Origin of the sequence: Zhengella sp. (assembly GCF_041397485.1) — a bacterium.
GTDB lineage: Bacteria > Pseudomonadota > Alphaproteobacteria > Rhizobiales > Rhizobiaceae > Zhengella.
Map to the genome: position 1 here is coordinate 448,839 of NZ_JAWKWO010000005.1, position 17,041 is coordinate 465,879.

At 63.4% G+C, this 17,041-nt stretch carries 10 protein-coding genes; 2 read left to right on the forward strand and 8 right to left on the reverse strand.

Features of this window, described 5'->3' with window-relative positions; all coding sequences use genetic code 11:
- Positions 1 to 81 precede the first annotated feature (81 nt).
- Together R3D65_RS17035 and R3D65_RS17040 are read left to right on the forward strand one after the other, a co-directional pair.
- Positions 82 to 1,215: a hypothetical protein gene (locus tag R3D65_RS17035; RefSeq protein WP_371276457.1), complete on the forward strand. Its 1,134-nt coding sequence runs from the start codon at positions 82 to 84 to the stop codon at positions 1,213 to 1,215.
- Positions 1,208 to 2,272 (forward strand): hypothetical protein, encoded by a 1,065-nt coding sequence (locus tag R3D65_RS17040; RefSeq protein ID WP_371276458.1) that lies wholly within the window; start codon positions 1,208 to 1,210, stop codon positions 2,270 to 2,272. Before R3D65_RS17035 ends, R3D65_RS17040 begins: the two co-directional genes overlap by 8 nt.
- 325 nt (positions 2,273 to 2,597) lie before the next feature.
- Here the strand turns inward: R3D65_RS17040 and R3D65_RS17045 are convergent, their stop codons facing one another.
- From R3D65_RS17045 to R3D65_RS17080, 8 genes are all read right to left on the reverse strand, one after another.
- On the reverse strand, positions 2,598 to 5,768 hold the full coding sequence (locus R3D65_RS17045) for a DUF4214 domain-containing protein (protein WP_371276459.1): 3,171 nt from the start codon (positions 5,766 to 5,768) through the stop codon (positions 2,598 to 2,600).
- Between the two features lie 30 nt (positions 5,769 to 5,798).
- Positions 5,799 to 8,822 (reverse strand): TRAP transporter substrate-binding protein DctP, encoded by a 3,024-nt coding sequence (gene dctP / locus R3D65_RS17050; RefSeq protein WP_371276460.1) that lies wholly within the window; start codon positions 8,820 to 8,822, stop codon positions 5,799 to 5,801.
- Positions 8,823 to 9,047: 225 nt separating this feature from the next.
- Complete coding sequence (locus tag R3D65_RS17055; protein WP_371276461.1) at positions 9,048 to 10,268, reverse strand: MFS transporter; 1,221 nt, start codon at positions 10,266 to 10,268, stop codon at positions 9,048 to 9,050.
- A 63-nt stretch (positions 10,269 to 10,331) separates the two neighbouring features.
- Positions 10,332 to 12,164 carry a PHA/PHB synthase family protein gene (locus tag R3D65_RS17060; RefSeq protein WP_371276462.1) on the reverse strand — a complete coding sequence of 611 codons (1,833 nt, stop codon included), beginning with the start codon at positions 12,162 to 12,164 and terminating at the stop codon, positions 10,332 to 10,334.
- A gap of 229 nt (positions 12,165 to 12,393) precedes the next feature.
- On the reverse strand, positions 12,394 to 13,764 hold the full coding sequence (locus tag R3D65_RS17065; RefSeq protein WP_371276463.1) for an MBL fold metallo-hydrolase: 1,371 nt from the start codon (positions 13,762 to 13,764) through the stop codon (positions 12,394 to 12,396).
- A gap of 2 nt (positions 13,765 to 13,766) precedes the next feature.
- Positions 13,767 to 14,741, reverse strand: coding sequence for an LOG family protein (locus R3D65_RS17070; protein WP_371276464.1), 975 nt, complete (start codon positions 14,739 to 14,741; stop codon positions 13,767 to 13,769).
- Between the two features lie 263 nt (positions 14,742 to 15,004).
- Positions 15,005 to 15,844: a FoF1 ATP synthase subunit gamma gene (locus R3D65_RS17075; protein ID WP_371276465.1), complete on the reverse strand. Its 840-nt coding sequence runs from the start codon at positions 15,842 to 15,844 to the stop codon at positions 15,005 to 15,007.
- Positions 15,841 to 17,041, reverse strand: a 1,201-nt coding sequence (locus R3D65_RS17080) for a F0F1 ATP synthase subunit alpha (protein WP_371276466.1), incomplete at its 5' end; no start/stop codon positions are given. The genes R3D65_RS17075 and R3D65_RS17080, both read right to left, overlap by 4 nt.

A 17,041-nucleotide genomic window follows, 5' to 3' on the forward strand; every position in this document is an offset into this window, starting at 1 on the left:
TTTGCATGCGAAACAGGTTGACCTACGGCGCGTAGCGGTTCTGCAGTTTTGGCAACCGCCCGTCAGCGAGGAGATGCCCACATGACACACACCCGGTTCCGCTCGCCGCTGGCCGCGCTGTGCCTGACCCTGGCCCTGGCTCTGGCCTTGGCCCGGACCCTCGGTCTCGGCCCCTTGCCTGCCCTGGCACAGGATTTATTCGTGCCCATTCCCTTCGAGCCCGTCGAGGTGCCCGCGGACTGGGACAGCCAGCGAATCGAGGGGCTCACCCTGCGCCTGCCGCCCGGTGCGATGACCGTGCACGAAAGCCGCGACGAAAAGCTCTGGGCGCTGGCCGACATGGACTCCCGGACCGGGATCGCTTTCAGTATACGTTATGACGACAATCCCGAACGCGACCTGCGCCGGGGAAAGATCCCGCCCGAGGACGCGGGCCTCGTGGTCTTTCCCGACGGTCACATCTTTCACCGCTGGCGCGCACCCCTGCCGGAGAATGCGGACGTGCCAGGCAAGGCCGAGATACTGATCTCGGAGCGGCCCGTGCGCGGCAAGGACAAGCTTGTCCTGATGTTGATGGCAATGAACACCCCGTTCGAGGCGCACCGCGCCAAATTCGACATTTTCCTCAGCGGCATTTCGATACCCGCGCCGGGTAAGCCGATGGCACTCGACCTGCTGGAGGGCGTCCTGCGGTTGCCTTTCGATGTCACCTGGTCGGGGCTGCGTGGCAGTCATCCCGACCGTATCCACATGTCGATGAAGGACACGCCCGGCCGCCTCGGCATCACGCGGGGCGAGTATGACACCGGGCCCATGCCACGGGCAACGCGCGGCCAGGCCGTGACCTTCATGGGGCAGCCGGCGCAGCTTTTCGCCTTCGAGGACGGCTCTGCCACCGTGAAAGATGGCGAGGGGCAGAAAGGCCAGGCGCGCATCGTGCTGCTGGAGACCTGTCTACCCGACGGACGCGCGATATCGCTGCAATTCTCGGGCATGCCCGCCTTCTTTCACGCAGGATCGCTGATCCGCGCTTTCGCGGAGGGCCCTGGTGTTGCCGGAGGGGTCCCGCCCCTGCCCGCCCGAAACCCTGCCGGAGGGCGCGCAGATCGTGCCCGCGGGACAGCCGCGCCCCGCCGTGCTGCCGCCTTTCGACGTGCCGGAAAAGAGCGCAGTCCTGCCGCGCCTGCAAGGGACCGCGCTGGACGGCTTGTTTGAATACGATATGGCGCCGGGCTGGACCGAGCTACCTGGCGACAGTGCCGACCTCATGGCGTTCAGTGGGCCGGAGGGAGAGCGGATCGTCATGGCGCGCGGCGAAAAAGCAATTGCCGGGCCGGGCGGACTTGTCGGGACCGTGCCCGCGGACACGCCCATGAAGCCGGATCTTGTTCTGGGCTGGCCCGTCCTGCGGTGGATCGTGGACATGGGAACGCTCGAGGCACGGGTCCATCTCTACCAGCATTGCTTCGCCGACGGGACGCCCTTCGGCATTGGTTTTTCTCTGCCCAAGGGGATCTGGGACGACCGTGCCGGGTCCGACCTGCGCCGCATGATCGATCTGGCCATGCCTGACGGCGTAATCCCCTGCCCCGACGGGTATCTCAATGCCCTGGTCGAGAAGGCGCAGGGCAGCCGCCCTGCGCAGTCCGCACCGGAACCCGGGCCCGCGCCGCAAGAGAAGCACGCGGCGGCACAATCGCAATCCGCGCCTCCGCAAACCGCACCGGGCCAGGCGGCCCCCGCGCAATCCGCCCCCGCCCGCACAATGCAGGTTCAGCCTGTGCCCCGCCCTGCCCCGTTGTCGCCGCCGGCCCCTGAGGGGACTGCCGAAGACCCCGACCTGTTCCTGCCCGAGGAAGGGGGTTATGCGCTTTACCGGAACGGGCGTTACGGGACGCATATTTCCTACCCCGCCACCTATTTCCTGCCCGATCCGCCACCGGACAGCGGCGATGGCCGGAACTTCACCGCGGTGGATGGCTGGGCGCGGTTCTATGTCTTTGCCCAATATGAAGCCGAAGGGTTGAGCCAGGCGCAGCGCATGGCCCGCGACATCGCCGCCCACGGCGAGGCGAGCTATCGCGCATCGGGCGACGGCTGGTACGTGATCTCGGGCATCACCGGCGGCGACATCTATTACCGGCGCGTCGAGGAAGAGCCGGACGGCCTGCTGCATGTCTTCGAGATCAGCTATCCGCCCGCCCGCAAGCAGGAATTCGACGCGGTGGTCGCCTACATGGCGCAGAGTTTCGGACCGCCGCAGCGCAACTGATGGCGGGCGGGCTACCGGCCGCCACCTCGCTCAAAGCCGCGCCCGAAAGGGAGGCTGAAACCCCTCATGAGAAAAGCCGACCCCGCAACCGGGAAACGGCCTAGTTTTTGCGCCGCCCAGTGGCCGACTTTTGCTCCGCCGTTGGTACACATTCGGGTTCGCACTAGAAATCTGCTTGTCTGGCAGGCACGATTGCATTCCGCGCAACCATTTAGTGACTTGCAGCAATCCATTTCCATGATCCGGCCATTGCGGCAGAAATCAAAGATATCACCACATTTGGCTATCATCTCCGGTCGAATTCAGCACAGACCCTAAGAATCAGTCACACCACCCAGACACCGTCGTCGAGATTGGCGATGTTGTTGGAGATGTTCTCCTGGCTCTGGGTGAAGGCGATCAGGATGTCTTCGCGGCTCAGACCGGCCTCCATGCCGCCGACCCAGAAGTCATAGCCTTCCTGGTCCGGAAGGCGAAACAGCACATTCTGATACATCGCGTCGATATATTCGAAATTGGTCGGATTGGCGCCGTAAAGGCCCTGGAACTCGTCCGAACCGATGAACTCCGAGGCCACATATTGCTGCTTGCCAAGCTCTGTGAAGCCCTGGTTGTCGAGCGCGTCGAGAACACCGATCCAGAACCGCACCCCGCCCTCGTCCGGCGTGCGGCCGAAAGACGCCTGGTAGATGCGGTAGCCGAAGCCCAGGTTGTCCGAGCCGATGTCATAGACATAGTCGCCGTCCAGCAGGTCGATGCGCTCGATGGAGATCAGCGTGTCAGTGGAGCCGTCCGGCTTGTTCACGGTAACGGTTCCGTCAACCAAAAGGTCCTGCGTGATTTCGGACCTGTTCAGGGTGTAGACTGCCCTATCGGTGCCGGGCCCTCCGTCGAGCGTGTCGTTGCCCGCGCTCCAGTTGAGCCGGTCATCTTCTTCCAGCGCGAACATTTCGTCATCATTGGGTGTACCGATGAGATTGTCCGGTTCGGGCGTGCCCATGATCGGGCCGACACTGACCACATCGATGTTGAACGTCTCCTGATAGGCCGGGCCGGTGGCATCACTGGCCTGGATGGTGACCAGGTAGTTGCTCTGCGTGTTGTATTCGATGTCGGCATTCGCGCTCACCTTCAACTGGTTGCCGTCGATGATGAAATTGCCATCGGCGCCGGAGACGATCGCGAAGCTGACATTGGGCTCGACCACGTTTTCCAATGCCTCAAAGGTGGCGACCACCGAGCCAGCGGCGGCATCCTCACGCACCGACCCGCCAGCGACCATTTCGATATCCGAAACCGGCATGTTCGTCACCTGAATGACGAAGTCTTCCTCGTAGGCTGGGCCGGTGGCATCGGTGGCGGCGATGCGCACCGTGTGGCTGGTCGCCGCCTCGTAGTCGATCACAGCGCCGGGCGCGAGTTTCAGCGTGTTGCCATCGAGCACGAAAAGGCCGTTCGCGTCGTCCATGAGCGTGAAGGTGGCGGACGGTTCGACCGGATTTTCGGAAGCCTCGAACGTGGCGACCACGGTGCCGCCGGCGGCGTTTTCCTCCACCGTGCCGCCCGAGGCGAGCGCGATATCCGAAACCGGCATGTTCGTCACCTGGATGACGAAGTCCTTCTCGAAAGACGCACCAGCGTCATCGGTGACAGAAACCCTTATCGTATGGCTGGTCGCCGCCTCGTAGTCGATGACTGCGCCGGCAGCGACTTTCAGCATGCCGCCATCCAGTTCGAAAAGGCCGGAGGCATCGTTCAGGAGTTCGAAGACATGCGTATCGGCAGCATCCGGGTCGACGGCCGCAAATGTCGTGACCGCTTCACCCCCGAGCGCGTTCTCCGGAATCACCAGTTCTCCGTCCGGCAAAATCCTGGTTGGCGCCGAATTGCCGAGGATCACTTCAGCCAGTGAAAAATCTCCGAGGTTCAGACCTTCGAGCGTGATGCTGCTGCCGTCCGGGAAAAGAATGATCACGCTGCCCGGCAGGGCATTTTCGATGGCGGAGGCTGCGACCGCTGCATCGAATGCCGACAGATCGAGTTTGTCCACGCCGATTTCAAAATCGGTGATGGTGTCCGTCCCGTCACCCGGATTGACGACAAATGTATCTGCACCGTCGCCGCCGGTATGAATATCGTCGCCCGCGCCTCCCTCCAGGCGATCCATGCCGCCACGACCGTTCAACGTGTCATCGCCGTCCAAACCGCGAAGCACGTTGGAGCCTTCATCTCCGGCAAGGGTATCACCAAGCGTGGACCCCGTGACATTTTCAATGCCTGAAATCGTATCGGTCTGCCCACCCGTATCCACAGCCGTATTCGTCGAGAGATCGACAACGGCACCCTGCTTTATGGTCGAGGAATTGGGAACAACCTGCTCCAGTTCATAGGACAGTGTGTCGATTCCACCGCTGCCATGCACCGTGTCGGCCCCGCCCATGGGCAGGAACTCTTCGTCCCTGTCACTGCCCAGAAACGTGTCTGCCGATTGGGAGCCCGCAAAGGATTCGATGCTCGTGAAATGGATGTTGTCCGGAACCGGACTCGTGCTCACCGTTCCCGCGACCGCATCGATCGTGACCGACATGTCACGGGTTGGCCCGCCATAGAAATCGTCATTGCGGTGAAATATCAGACGGTCATGCCCGCCCCGTCCATCGATGGTAATGTTGAAGCCCTGCGGAACAAAGACATTGTCATCGTCATTTCCGATAAATATGTCGCCGCTGGTCGAGCTGTTGCCGATGATGCCTTCGACAGAAACGAGACTGACGGTGTCTCCGCCGCCGCTGTATTCACCTTCTGTCAGGTCGACAATGAACGGGCCCTCGCCGAGGCTGTTGCGAAAACTGATGTAATCGGTTCCCGGACCGCCATCCAGCATGTCGGTGCCAGTCGAGTGAATGATCAGGTCATCACCCTCATCACCGAAAATGGTATCGTTGTCGGCGCCGCCATCGAGCTTGTCATTGCCCGGACCGCCATGGATGGTATCGTCGCCACCGGCTCCGTTCAGCTGGTCGTCGCCCCCATTTCCATAGAAGGTATCGCCCAGCGAGGCTGCACCGAAATAGTCGCCTTCTTCGGAACCGTTCACCAGGTAAGGAACGCGGTTGTAGAGGATGTCGAAGATCGGTCCGAGATCCAGGCTCTGGCGCACGGCATCGAAAGCAGCAAACAGCTCGGCTCCGTCGATCGGATAGCCTGTCAATTGCGCGATGAAGCCGAGTGAATTGTAGAAATCGATGGTCTGGACAGTTCCGGCGATAACCGCGCCATCGCCATCATAGGCGAACCCCGTCCCATGCAAGACAAGTCGCATCGCCGACTGCTCCGGCGTCGGGACAAATCCGCCACCCGGATCGGGAACAATAGCCAGTTCAATTCTGTCCGCCTCACGAACCGTTATCGACCCACCGAGAATTATATTGAAATAGACATTGTAGTAGGATGTTTCCAGAAGACTGCCCTTGAAGATATCAATCGTCGCAACCATTGGATTTCTCTCTTTCTTGGAGTCTTTATCCTACAACACCCATACACCATCATCGAGATTGGCGATATTGTTGGAAATGTTCTCCTGGCTCTGGGTGAAGGCGATGAGGATGTCCTCGCGGGTGAGGCCCGCCTCCATGCCGCCGACCCAGAAGTCGTAGCCCTCCTGGTCCGGCAGCCGGAACAGCACGTTCTGATACATCGCGTCGATATACTCGAAATTGGTGGGATTGGCGCCGTAGAGGCCCTGGAACTCGTCCGAGCCGATGAATTCCGAGGCCACATATTGCTGCTTGGCGTAATCGGTATAGCCCCACGAATCCAGGGTATCGAGCACGCCGATCCAGAACCGCACCCCGCCCTCGTCCGGCGTACGCCCGAACGAGGCCTGGTAGATGCGATAGCCGAAACCCAGATTATCCGAGCCGATGTCATAGACATAGTCGCCGTCCAGCAGGTCGATGCGCTCGATGGCGGTCAGCGTATCGGTCGTCCCGTCCGGCTTGTCGACGAGGATCGAACCGTCGGCCTGCAAATCCTGCACGTAATCGGCGCGTACCCCACCATAGACGATGCTGTCCGTCCCGCCGGCTCCGTCGATCGTGTCATTGCCCGGCGAGGCAAGGAAGTAATCGTCGCTGGGCCCGCCATCCCTCGTGTCATCGCTCGCGGTTCCCTGATCGACATCCTGCCCGATGAGTTCGAGAGGCGGTTGCCAGCTGTCGAAATCGAATTCCCCGGCATCGGCGGCCGCGAATTCATGAAACTGAAAATTCCTGTCGATCGTGAACACGTTGACGTTGCCGTGGTTGCCGCGAAGCGCCTCGATCATGTCATCGATGCCGTCATAGTTGGGAACGATGACAGCGGCGATTCCGCCGATGAAGGCCGTGAAGTCGCGGTAGGCGTTCGGATCCGACCGATCGATCTCGACGTGATCGAGAAGCGTGAAGACATGGCTGCCCTCGCCCTCGATCAACTGTTCCGCGACGGTGTATTTGGGCGTTGTCCTGTCATCGCCGGCCAGGTGCATCAATTGCACCATTGTCGCGTTGAACGGCTGGTCTTCGAACGCCGTGATGTAGACGTAGGGGCTATTGTCCGGCCCGATCGGGTCACCGCCGGTGCTGTTCCTTTCGACCGTGATCCTGACCACGCCGGACAGGTTGTTGCTTTCGTCGCTCTCTGCAACCGCCTGGTCGACATCGGCAATCACGCCGGCGAAATAGGTGCCCGGAGACAGGTCCGACGGTACGGTAAAGGCGTTTGGCACATCCGCGGCCCGCGCTTCGGCAGGATCGAGAATGCCCGTTCCGGCGTCGGCCAGAAGAACCCGGTCGACGGTACTGATGGTCTGGTTGGACGAAAGGAAGAGGCTCGACCGCGAATCGCCCGCGCTGGCATCTCCCTGATTGACCACGCTCCAGCCGGCCCCGATCACATCGCCGGGATGCCAGACCACCGCATCGAGCACCAGGTCCGCCACGACGAGGTCCGGTTCCTGGCCGGACGGGGCATCGCCATCGTAGACCAGGGCGACAGTATCCCCGTTCTGGGCGAGGCTGGCCGCCTGTTCGCTCAGTTGCGTCGTCGCGAACATGTCGGCCTGACCGAGCCCGACGATGTCGATGGCCTGCTGCAACGTTCCGGCCACGATCACGCCATCGGCAGCTGCGCCCTGCGCGTCAAGGAAGTCCTCGACCGCATTGCGGTCTCGCAACAGGACCACGAGCGTAATGCCATCGAACGCATTGAAGCTTGCCTGGCCGTCCTGAAGCGGACCGGAGAAGTGGAAATTCCCCAATGGCGGAGGAAAGGTTTCGCCGGTATCGGCGGAGAGCCGGAAAACGTCCATTCCCCCGGTATTGATTACCGCGGAAGCGGCAACCGGGTCCATGGTGGCAAAGACATCCGATCGCCCCTGGAGAAAGGCCTGTGTCACCTCGCCCGGATCGGAAAAGGAAATCAGCTGAAAACCGATTCCGCGCGCATTCAGGGTTTCCGTGACCTCGGCTTCGGCCGCGCTGCCAGCCTGGACGGCAAACGTCGCGCCTGCGAGTTCATCCACGGAATCGACCCCGAGATCGGAGCGGAGGACAAGGAAAATTTCGTTGACCTGCGCAACCTGCAGATCGGTCATCAGCGCTTGCGCGTCGAGCCCGACCGTTTCGAGGTTCTGGACGATTCCGTCTATGACCGGCTGCGCGGCAGCCTTCCACGCTTCCATTTGCGGTTCGCTTGCCCGTATCACGTTCACCCCGGCCTGTTCCATGTCCGCGACATATTCGGCGGCGATCGCGTCGAGCACAGCACCGGCCATGGCCGACAGTTCCGGCCCGGAATTGTCATCGATCACCTGCTGCAGGTCCGCGGGCAGGGAATTGTACAGGTCAGCATCGATCACGAGGCCATGAAGCTGGTTGGTGAAGCCCGTTTGATCGTCGAAGACAAGCGCTTGCGTGATGACGTCGCCAAGACCGGACTGAAGGAAATCAACCCTGTCGGAGCCAAGTGCCATGGCATCGATGACACCGGTTTGCATCGCCGGATAGAGTTCGCCATACGCAAGCGGCAGCGCCGATGCACCGATCAAATCGAGGAAATCGCCGGTGACGGTGCCTGAGCTTCGTACTTTCAATCCGGCCAGGTCATCGGGAGCGGCAAGCACTTCATTGCTTGCAAGGGTCGTCGCGCCGCGGATGAAGGCTGCAAGGATTCTGACATTGCCGAGGATGCCGTCCAAGTCGGACTGGATGATCTCCCAGGCCGTGCGCGCGCCACTTGCGTCGGCGCTTGCCACGAAGGGGAGTTCGAACAGCGAAAACCGCTCGTCGACCAAGGAATCGAGTGCCACAATGCCGGCGTCGATCACCCCGATCTCCACGCCATCGAGAATCTGGCTGGCGCGCACCAGCTGGCCGCTGTGAAAGAGTTCGACTTCGATCCGGCCGTCCGATTGCTCCTCGATCCTTTGCGCCCATTCAGTCACGAACCGGTCATAGAACGGATCCAGATTTGAACCATCGTGATGGAAGACAATTCTGTATTCAGACATTTATGCCTCCGATAATGATCTCTTTGGCAATAACGTGAAATTTCTCCAAGGCAGACCCGGCAATTTCACACGGTCTTTCTTATGTTAACAATCAAACAGGATTACGTATAGACAGCCGTATCATCAAACGCACCGGGAATGGCCCCGGGAATTTCAGACGCCTTCTTCCCGGATTTCAAGGCAAGGAGGCCCTGATGGGCAAAACCGGTTTTGGCGGCGATTTCATCATCGGGGCCGCGAGGCTCTGTTTCTATCCAGCGGCATCAGTCCGGCAGCGGTCAGGAGTGCGAAGAACGCACCGGCAAGGAAGGTCCACTGCGGGCCAACGGCATCCCAAAGAAACCCGGCGATGACGCTGGCCGCCAGCAGCGCCACACCCGTCACCAGATTGAACATGCCATAGGCCGTACCCCGCAACTCCGGTGGAGCGAAGTCGGCCACCAGCGCCGCAAATATCCCCTGGGTGAACCCCATATGCAGGCCCCAGAGCACGACGCCGGCCATGACGCCCCAGAGACCTGGCGCGAAGGCCAGCACAAGGTCGGCAGCAACGAGCAGCACGAGACCTGCGAAGAGGAGGCTGGTCCGGTTCATGCTGTCGGACAGCGCGCCGACCGGGTAGGCCGACAGCGCATAGGCGATATTCAGCACGACCAGGACCAGCGGCACGAAGACCAGCGTCAGCCCCGCCCCCTCGGCCCGCAGGATCAGGAAGGCCTCGCTGAACCGCGCCAGCGTGAACACCGCCGCGACCGCGACAACCCACCAGTAGATCGCCCCGAGATCGGCGAGCTTGCGCCGGCTGAGCGGATTCGCGACCTTGCGCACGTCTTCGGGCCGCGCCGGCTCGTGGACGACGAACAGGATCAACGCCACCGAAGCAAGGGCAGGGATCACCGCCATCCAGAAAACCGCCGCGAAATTTTCCGCGAACATCCACATCAGCGCGATGGCGATCAGCGGTCCCAAGAAGGCGCCGGCCGTATCGAGCGACTGGCGCAACCCGAAGGCCGCGCCACGCAATTCGGGAGGAGCGATGTCGGCCACCAACGCATCGCGCGGCGCCCCTCGGATACCCTTGCCCACCCGGTCGATGAAGCGTGCGGCAACCAGCCAGCCCACTGTCGGGGCCAGCGGAAAGACCGGTTTCGTGATCGCAGCGAGACCGTAACCCAGCGCCGCCAGTTCCTTTCTCCGGCCGATCCGGTCGCTCAGCGCCCCGGAGAACACCTTGGTCATCGCTGCCGTTGCTTCCGCGATCCCCTCGATGATGCCCACGGTCAGCGCCGTCGCCCCGAGCCCCACCACCAGATAGACCGGCAGCAACGCGTGAATCATCTCGGATGAGACATCCATCAGGAGCGACACGAATCCGAGCGCCCAGATCCCGGCCGGCAGACGCCACCAGGAGGATGCAGCCGGGGTACCCGGGTCAGCCGGCTTCATGTCCCTGTCCCCGCCTGCCCGGACGGACGCGGACCGGCACCCGCGTGACGCCAGCCGCCAGGCTCACGTCTGGTGCACATAGGAGCCCGGTGCTGCCTCGAGCGGAGGATAGCCGCGTTCGGGTGCGCCAAGGTGCCGGTGTGGCATGACCATGGCACTGCTGCGATCTGCCAGCCAGTCCCGCCACGCCGGCCACCAGGAACCCGGCCGGTCGGGATTGCGCGCCAGCCAGTCGTCCGGTCCGACATAAAGCGCGCCCTGTGGCCGGTGCGAGATCCGGTAGCGGCTGCGCGGATTTCCCGGTTCGTTGACGATACCGCTGTTGTGGCCGCCGCTGGTCAGCGCGAAGGTCAGGTCGCAATCGGTGAAAAGCTGCGTCTTGTAGACCGAGCGCCACGGCGCGATGTGATCGGTCTCCGTGGCGACGACGAAGAGCGGCGCCGAGATATCCTTCAATGCGATCACCCGGCCCTCGACAGAAAAGCGGCCCGCGCTCAACCGGTTTTCCAGGAACAGGCCGCGCAGATATTGCGAATGCATCCGCGCAGGCATGCGCGTCGTGTCGGCCAGCCACACACCCATGTCCGTGGGCGTGTCGTCCTGTCCCAGCCAGTAACGCTGCACGGCCCGCGACCAGATCAGGTCCTCCGACCGGATCGCGGAGAAGGTGCGCGCCATCTGCGGCCGGTCGAGATAGCCCTGGTCCCACATCATGTCCTCAAGGAAGGCCACCTGGCTTTCATCGACGAAGAGCAGCAGTTCGCCCGCCTCTGCGAAATCCACCTGCGCCGCCATCAGCGTGATCGACGCGAGCCGGTCGTCGCGATCCCGCGCCATCGTGGCGGCCGCGATCGCCAGGATCGTTCCGCCGAGGCAATAGCCGACGGCATGAACCTTGCGATCCGGGACGATGGCGTTCACGGCATCGAGCGCCGCCATCACGCCAAACTTGCGGTAGTCCTCCAGCGAGAGGTCGCACTGCCCGGCAGTGGGATTGCACCAGGAGATCGCGAAAACCGTGAACCCCTGCCCGACCAGATAGTTCACCATGGAGTTCTGTGGCGACAGGTCGAGGATGTAGTATTTCATGATCCAGGCTGGCACGATCAGGATCGGTTCTGCCCGGACTTCGGCGGTCCGCGGCGAATACTGGATCAACTCGAACAGGTCGTTGCGGAACACCACCTGCCCCGGCGTGCAGGCCAGGTCCTCGCCAATCCTGTACCCCTCGGGCGCCGGGTCGCGCGATTGCATGACGGTCTTGATCGCATCATGGACGAAATTGGCGGCTCCCTCGGCAAGGTTGCGCCCCCCGGAATGGAGGGTGGTCTCGACGATCTCGGGATTCAGGGCCGGGAAATTGGACGGCGACATGATGTCGAGCGCCTGGCGCGCCATGAAGCGGGTCCGGTCCGCGTTTTCGGGCCGCAGGCCGCGCAGATGGTCGGTCGCATGGTCCCACCAGTCCTGCGCGGCGAGAAAGGACTGCTGCCAAAGGCTGAAGGGCAGCTTCTGCCAGCCGGGATGGCGGAACCGGTGATCGAATGGCTTGGGTGCGAAGGGTGGCGCCCTGTCGCCCTCCGTATCGAAGCGATGCGACATCAGCGCAAGGGCGTTGCGCTGCGCGCGTTCGATCAGTTCCAGTTGCCGGCCCGGAGCCTGGCTGAGGTGCTGGGCCCAATCGGCCCAGGCGTCGAAGAAGGAATGTGGCGAAAGCCCCGCGCTCAGCCGCGCAACCGCCGCCCGCGCCGCCCGGTCCAGGTTCTGGTGCGGATGTCGCGGCCCCTGTTGCTGCCGCGGCGCCGGTCGCTGCACGGTGCCGGCGGGTGTTGGCAGGACCACCGGAAGGGACCGCCCTGGCGCGTCCGTTGATGCCTTGCTGGAAGATTTCGTCATCTGCCGAACTCCGAGGGATCATGGTTCGAAAGCCGACGCGCCAGGAGCGACGGATCGCGGCCTGGCCCCGCCACTGAAATCGCCGAGCATCCTGCATATCCGCCGCACCCGCACTTCACCTTGATCGAGAACAAGTCCGCCGGCCAACTCCCCGCATCAGGCAGGTCATTCCCCCGCCCGGAGACGCCCGGCCCAGCGACCGTGCGGAAGCGGTGGTTGTCCGCCCGTGTCAGAGATCATAGCGCTGGTGCAGAACCGGCATTTCGATCCCCTTGTTGCCCAGTCCCTCCGACAGCGCTTTGCGTCCCGCCTCCTCGCCATGGACCAGAAATGTCCTGGCAGGGTTGCCGGTGCGTTTGTGCCAGGCGATCAGGTCGGATCGGCCGGCATGAGCGGAGAAGCCGTTGATCGTGTGAATCCGGGCCCGCACCGGTATCTCGCTTCCGAAAAGCCTCACCGACCGCGCCCCGTCGATGATGATCCGCGCCAGCGTGCCCTCGGCGGCGAACCCCACGAAGATGACGCTGCAATCCTCATGGCCCAGATTGTGCCGCAGATGGTGCCGCACCCTTCCCCCGGTGCACATGCCCGACCCCGCCAGGAATACCCCGCCCGAGCGGATCGTGTTCAGCGCGATGGACTCCGAGGCCTCCTCCACGAATTCGAGTTCGGGAAGGTCCAGGGGATCCGTCCGTTGTCCGAGACGGGCGGCGATTTCGGGTTTCATGTCATCGGGGTGACGCCGGTAGATCCGCGTCGCCGAGATCGCCATGGGCGAGTCCAGGAACACCCGCAGATATTTCGGGAGTTCGCCCGATGTCATCCCCTCGCGCAGGAAGTAGAGCAGCTCCTGCGCGCGCTCCAGAGCGAAGGTCGGAATGACGACATTGCCGCCGCGCGCTATGGTTTCGCGAACCGCATCGTGAAATTCCACGACCGAGCTTTCCATCGACCGGTGATCGCGATCACCATAGGTACTTTCCATCACAACGATGTCGACATCGCGGGGTGGCTGCGGCTCGTTGAGCAGCGGGCGGACGGACGGTCCGATATCTCCGGAGAAGAGGATACGTTTGGTCTGGCCGGCTTCGGTCACGTCCAGACTGATGCTGGCCGACCCGAGGATATGGCCGGCATCATGCCATGTGGCAAGAATCCCCCCGCCAAGGTCGATCGGCTTGCCGTACCTGGCGACGCGCCCGAACTGTTCGAGACTGTCGAGGGCATCAACCCTGTCGTAAAGCGGCCCCTGCCCGCCGCCGTGCCGCTGCCGCCGCCGCGCCTCCTCCTCGTGGATATGTGCCGAATCCAGCAGCACCAGGCGTGTCAGGTCGCGTGTGGCCGCGGTGCAGATGATTTCTCCAGAGAACCCCTGCTTGACCAGAAGCGGAATGCGGCCGCAGTGGTCGAGATGGGCGTGTGTCAGAAGCAGCAGGTCGATCGAAGCCGGGTCGAAGCCGAAGTCGTCGGCATTTTCCTCATGCAGTTCTCGCCCCCCCTGGAACATCCCGCAGTCGATCAGGATCCTCTTTCCTTTTGCGGCGAGCAGGTGGCATGAACCAGTGACGCCCCCCGCGGCGCCGTGAAACGAAAGCCGCATGATCATTTCCTCCCCTGTTCCCGTTCAACCAGCAATGGCCGTCCGGCACGCTCATACCAGCGCAGGATGTCGGTCCAGATTTCCTCGGCAGTTTCGGCAAACCAGAAAAGATCGCGATCCTCGGGATCGATCACCCCTTCCTCGACAAGGAAATCTGGGTCGAACACCCGCTGCCAGTAGTCCTCTCCGACGAGGATGACCGGCAGTGGCGCGATCTTGCGCGTCTGTATCAGGGTGAGTGTTTCGAACAGTTCGTCGAGCGTGCCATAGCCCCCCGGAAACACCACCAGCGCCCGCGCGCGCAAAAGGAAATGCAGCTTGCGTATCGCGAAATAGTGCAATCGGAAGCAAAGGCCGGGTGTCAGATAGGGGTTTGGAAACTGTTCATGCGGAAGCGTGATGTTGAGGCCCACGGTCGGAGCCCCTGCGTCATGCGCGCCGCGATTGGCAGCCTCCATCAGCCCTGGGCCACCGCCGGTCAGGATGACGAGCCTTTCACCTTCGGGAAATCCGGCATTCCCGACCAGCCGGCCGAAATCCTGCGCGATCCGGTAGTAGCGGCTCTTTGCCTCGACCCGCCGTGCGATGCGCAATTTCCGCGCCAGATCCGCATTGCCCGGATTCCGGGCGCATTCGGCTTCCAGCATCGTGACGCTCCGTTCCGCAGCCGCCGGCTCACAAACCCGTGTACTGCCAAAGACGACAATCGAGTGCCCGATCCCGTGCGTCTGGAGAAGATGCTCCGTTTTCTGGAAATCCAGTTGAAGCCGCACGCCACGGGTGACGTCACTTCGCAGATATTCGGTATCCGCGTCGGCCTCGCGGTATTCCGGACTTTTCAGGATGGCGGCAACAAGGTCAGACGATCGCGGATCCTCGCTGTCGGGCTTCGGATCGGTCCATGGCAAGGGCTGCCGCCGAAGCGTCGGATGAGCCGGGTAAGGCTTTCCCGGCTGGGGTTCGTCGTTCCGTTTCATGACATCCCCCGTCTGCCGCGGGTCGCGCGGATAGGGCACGCATGCCCTACCGCTGCCCATTCCTGCGTGCCGTAAATTCGCTCCTGGCCACCACACGCTGCGTTCATTCACGATTCCGTCGTTGGAGTGCACGGACGCATACACAAGCATCTTCAAAAATACGCCGCGGGGCACCAAGGGGCAAGCCGGTCCTTGACGGCGGACACCGCCTTGCCGTCGCCACGCTGGGAAAAGGTCAGCACCGCGACTGGGTGGCACGACATTCAGCCATGGTGCCCGATATCGGTGTCGGCGGAGGTCACCTCGATGATCTCGGTGGTCATCTGGTCCTGCCGGGCGCGCCGGAACGCGCTTTCGAGCTCGGCCTGCCGATCGCGCACATTCGACCGGGCCCTGGCCATAGCGGCGACGCGGGCGGCATTCTCGGCGGCGAAGCCCAGCATCAGAGCCTCGCAGATCTCGGTGAAGACATATTCCTCGACCAGCGCGGCAACAAGTGTCTCGGGAGCCAGCGTTGTCCGCACGCCGCCACCCCGCCAGGGCGCAAACCGCGTGAAGTCGAACGGAAAGAGCCGGCGGTGGACAAGCGGCAACGTCCGCTCTGCCGGATCGGCGAACACGATGCGCACCGCGAGCCCCGGGCTGCGCAGGACCTCGGCAAGGAGCGCGTCGGCGAGGCGTCCGGCGAAGGCGGGTATCTCGCGCGCATGGGCGACCATGTCCCCGGTCCAGACCGGTGGTGGATCGGAACCGAGCGCCCCGGCAGTGCGCGCGCCGACGACCATCAGCCGCGCGCCACGGTCCGCCTCGGCCCTGGCCGCTTCGGCCAGCCGGTCGGCATAGGCACCGCAGAACCCCTGAGTTCCGCCGACGACGATGGCAAGGCCCGGTCCCGGGTCCGCGATGTCCTGCGGCACGTCCGACAGCGCGGCGAGCGCCACGGAAAGCGCCTCGGCCACGGCCGCCTCATGCGCGCGGATGGCGTCCAGATGGGCGCGCGCCTCGATCTGATGCGCCGCCGCAATTGCCCGCAGCGTCGAAACGATGCTGTCGATCTGGCGGATGTTGCCGATACGCTCCTGTATTTCCTCCGGCCGGCTCACCTTTCCTGCCCTCCGCCCTTGATCACGGCGGCAGAAACGCTGGCCACGAGCGCCTTGCGCGTTGCCGCATCCAGCCTGTCGGGCGCCGCCCGGAACGCAGCCAGCGCCGGGTCGGCATTGATGATCGGCACCAGCGCGGCCTTCACGTTTGCCATGGCCTCGGGCGCGACGTCATCGAGGGCGCCGTCGGTCAGCGCGGCGAACAGCGCCACCTGAGCCGCAGTGGGAAGTGGCGCATAACGCGCCTGCGCCAGAAGGGCGCCGATCCGCTCGCCTCGGGCGAGCTGCGCGGCCATCGCGCTGTCGCCGAAACCGCCGAAGCGGGCAAACACCTTCATCTCCAGATATTGTGCATAGTCGAGGCGGACCCGCCCCGCCACCGCCTTCAGCGCCCCCGCCTGCGTCTTGCCGCCGACCCGGCTGACCGAATGCCCGATATCGACCGCCGGGCGCTGGTTCGCCGCAAAGAGTGCCGCCGACGTGACGAGCTGTCCGTCGGAAATCGAGATCAGGTTGGTCGGGATATAGGCGGCGAGGTTCCCGGCCTCGATCTCGGCGATGGGAAGCGCCGTGAGCGACCCGCCGCCTTTTGCCTTCGACAGCTTCGCCGACCGTTCCAGAAGCCTGGCATGGAGATAGAAGATGTCGCCGGGATAGGCCTCGCGCCCAGGCGGCTGGCGCGAGAGCAGGGCAAGCTCCCGGTGTACGGCGGCGTGCTTGGTCAGGTCGTCGTAGACGATGAGCGCGTGTCCGCCCCGGTCGCGAACCCATTCGGCCATGGTCGTCGCGGTGAACGGCGCGAGCCAGCGCAGCCCGGGCTGCGCGGTGGCCGGAGCAACGACGAAGATCGTCCGGTCGAAAGCGCCGTTGGCGCGCACCGCCTCGATCACCCGGCGCACGGCGGTCGTGCGTTGGCCAATCGCGACATACACCGAGACGATGTCGCTCGATTTCTGGTTCAGTATCGTGTCGACCGCGATCGAGGTCTTGCCGGTGCCGCGCTCGCCGATGATCAGTTCGCGCTGCCCCCGCCCGATGGCAAACAGCGAGTCGACCACCAGAAGGCCGGTCTCGACAGGTTCGGTCACGAAGTCGCGCTCGATGATCCGGGGCGCCGGACGTTCGGCCGTCCGGGTCTCCGTCGCGGTGACGGGTCCGAGGCCGTCGAGCGGTCGGCCCAGGGGATCGACGACCCGG

What these genes read in the sequence shown, in the direction of transcription:
- R3D65_RS17035 (WP_371276457.1), top strand. Translation starts at nt 82, where the DNA reads ATGACACACACCCGGTTCCGCTCGCCGCTGGCCGCGCTGTGCCTGACC.
- R3D65_RS17060 (WP_371276462.1), bottom strand. Translation starts at nt 12,164, where the DNA reads ATGACGAAATCTTCCAGCAAGGCATCAACGGACGCGCCAGGGCGGTCC.
- R3D65_RS17070 (WP_371276464.1), bottom strand. Translation starts at nt 14,741, where the DNA reads ATGAAACGGAACGACGAACCCCAGCCGGGAAAGCCTTACCCGGCTCAT.
- R3D65_RS17065 (WP_371276463.1), bottom strand. Translation starts at nt 13,764, where the DNA reads ATGCGGCTTTCGTTTCACGGCGCCGCGGGGGGCGTCACTGGTTCATGC.
- R3D65_RS17055 (WP_371276461.1), bottom strand. Translation starts at nt 10,268, where the DNA reads ATGAAGCCGGCTGACCCGGGTACCCCGGCTGCATCCTCCTGGTGGCGT.
- dctP (WP_371276460.1), bottom strand. Translation starts at nt 8,822, where the DNA reads ATGTCTGAATACAGAATTGTCTTCCATCACGATGGTTCAAATCTGGAT.
- R3D65_RS17045 (WP_371276459.1), bottom strand. Translation starts at nt 5,768, where the DNA reads ATGGTTGCGACGATTGATATCTTCAAGGGCAGTCTTCTGGAAACATCC.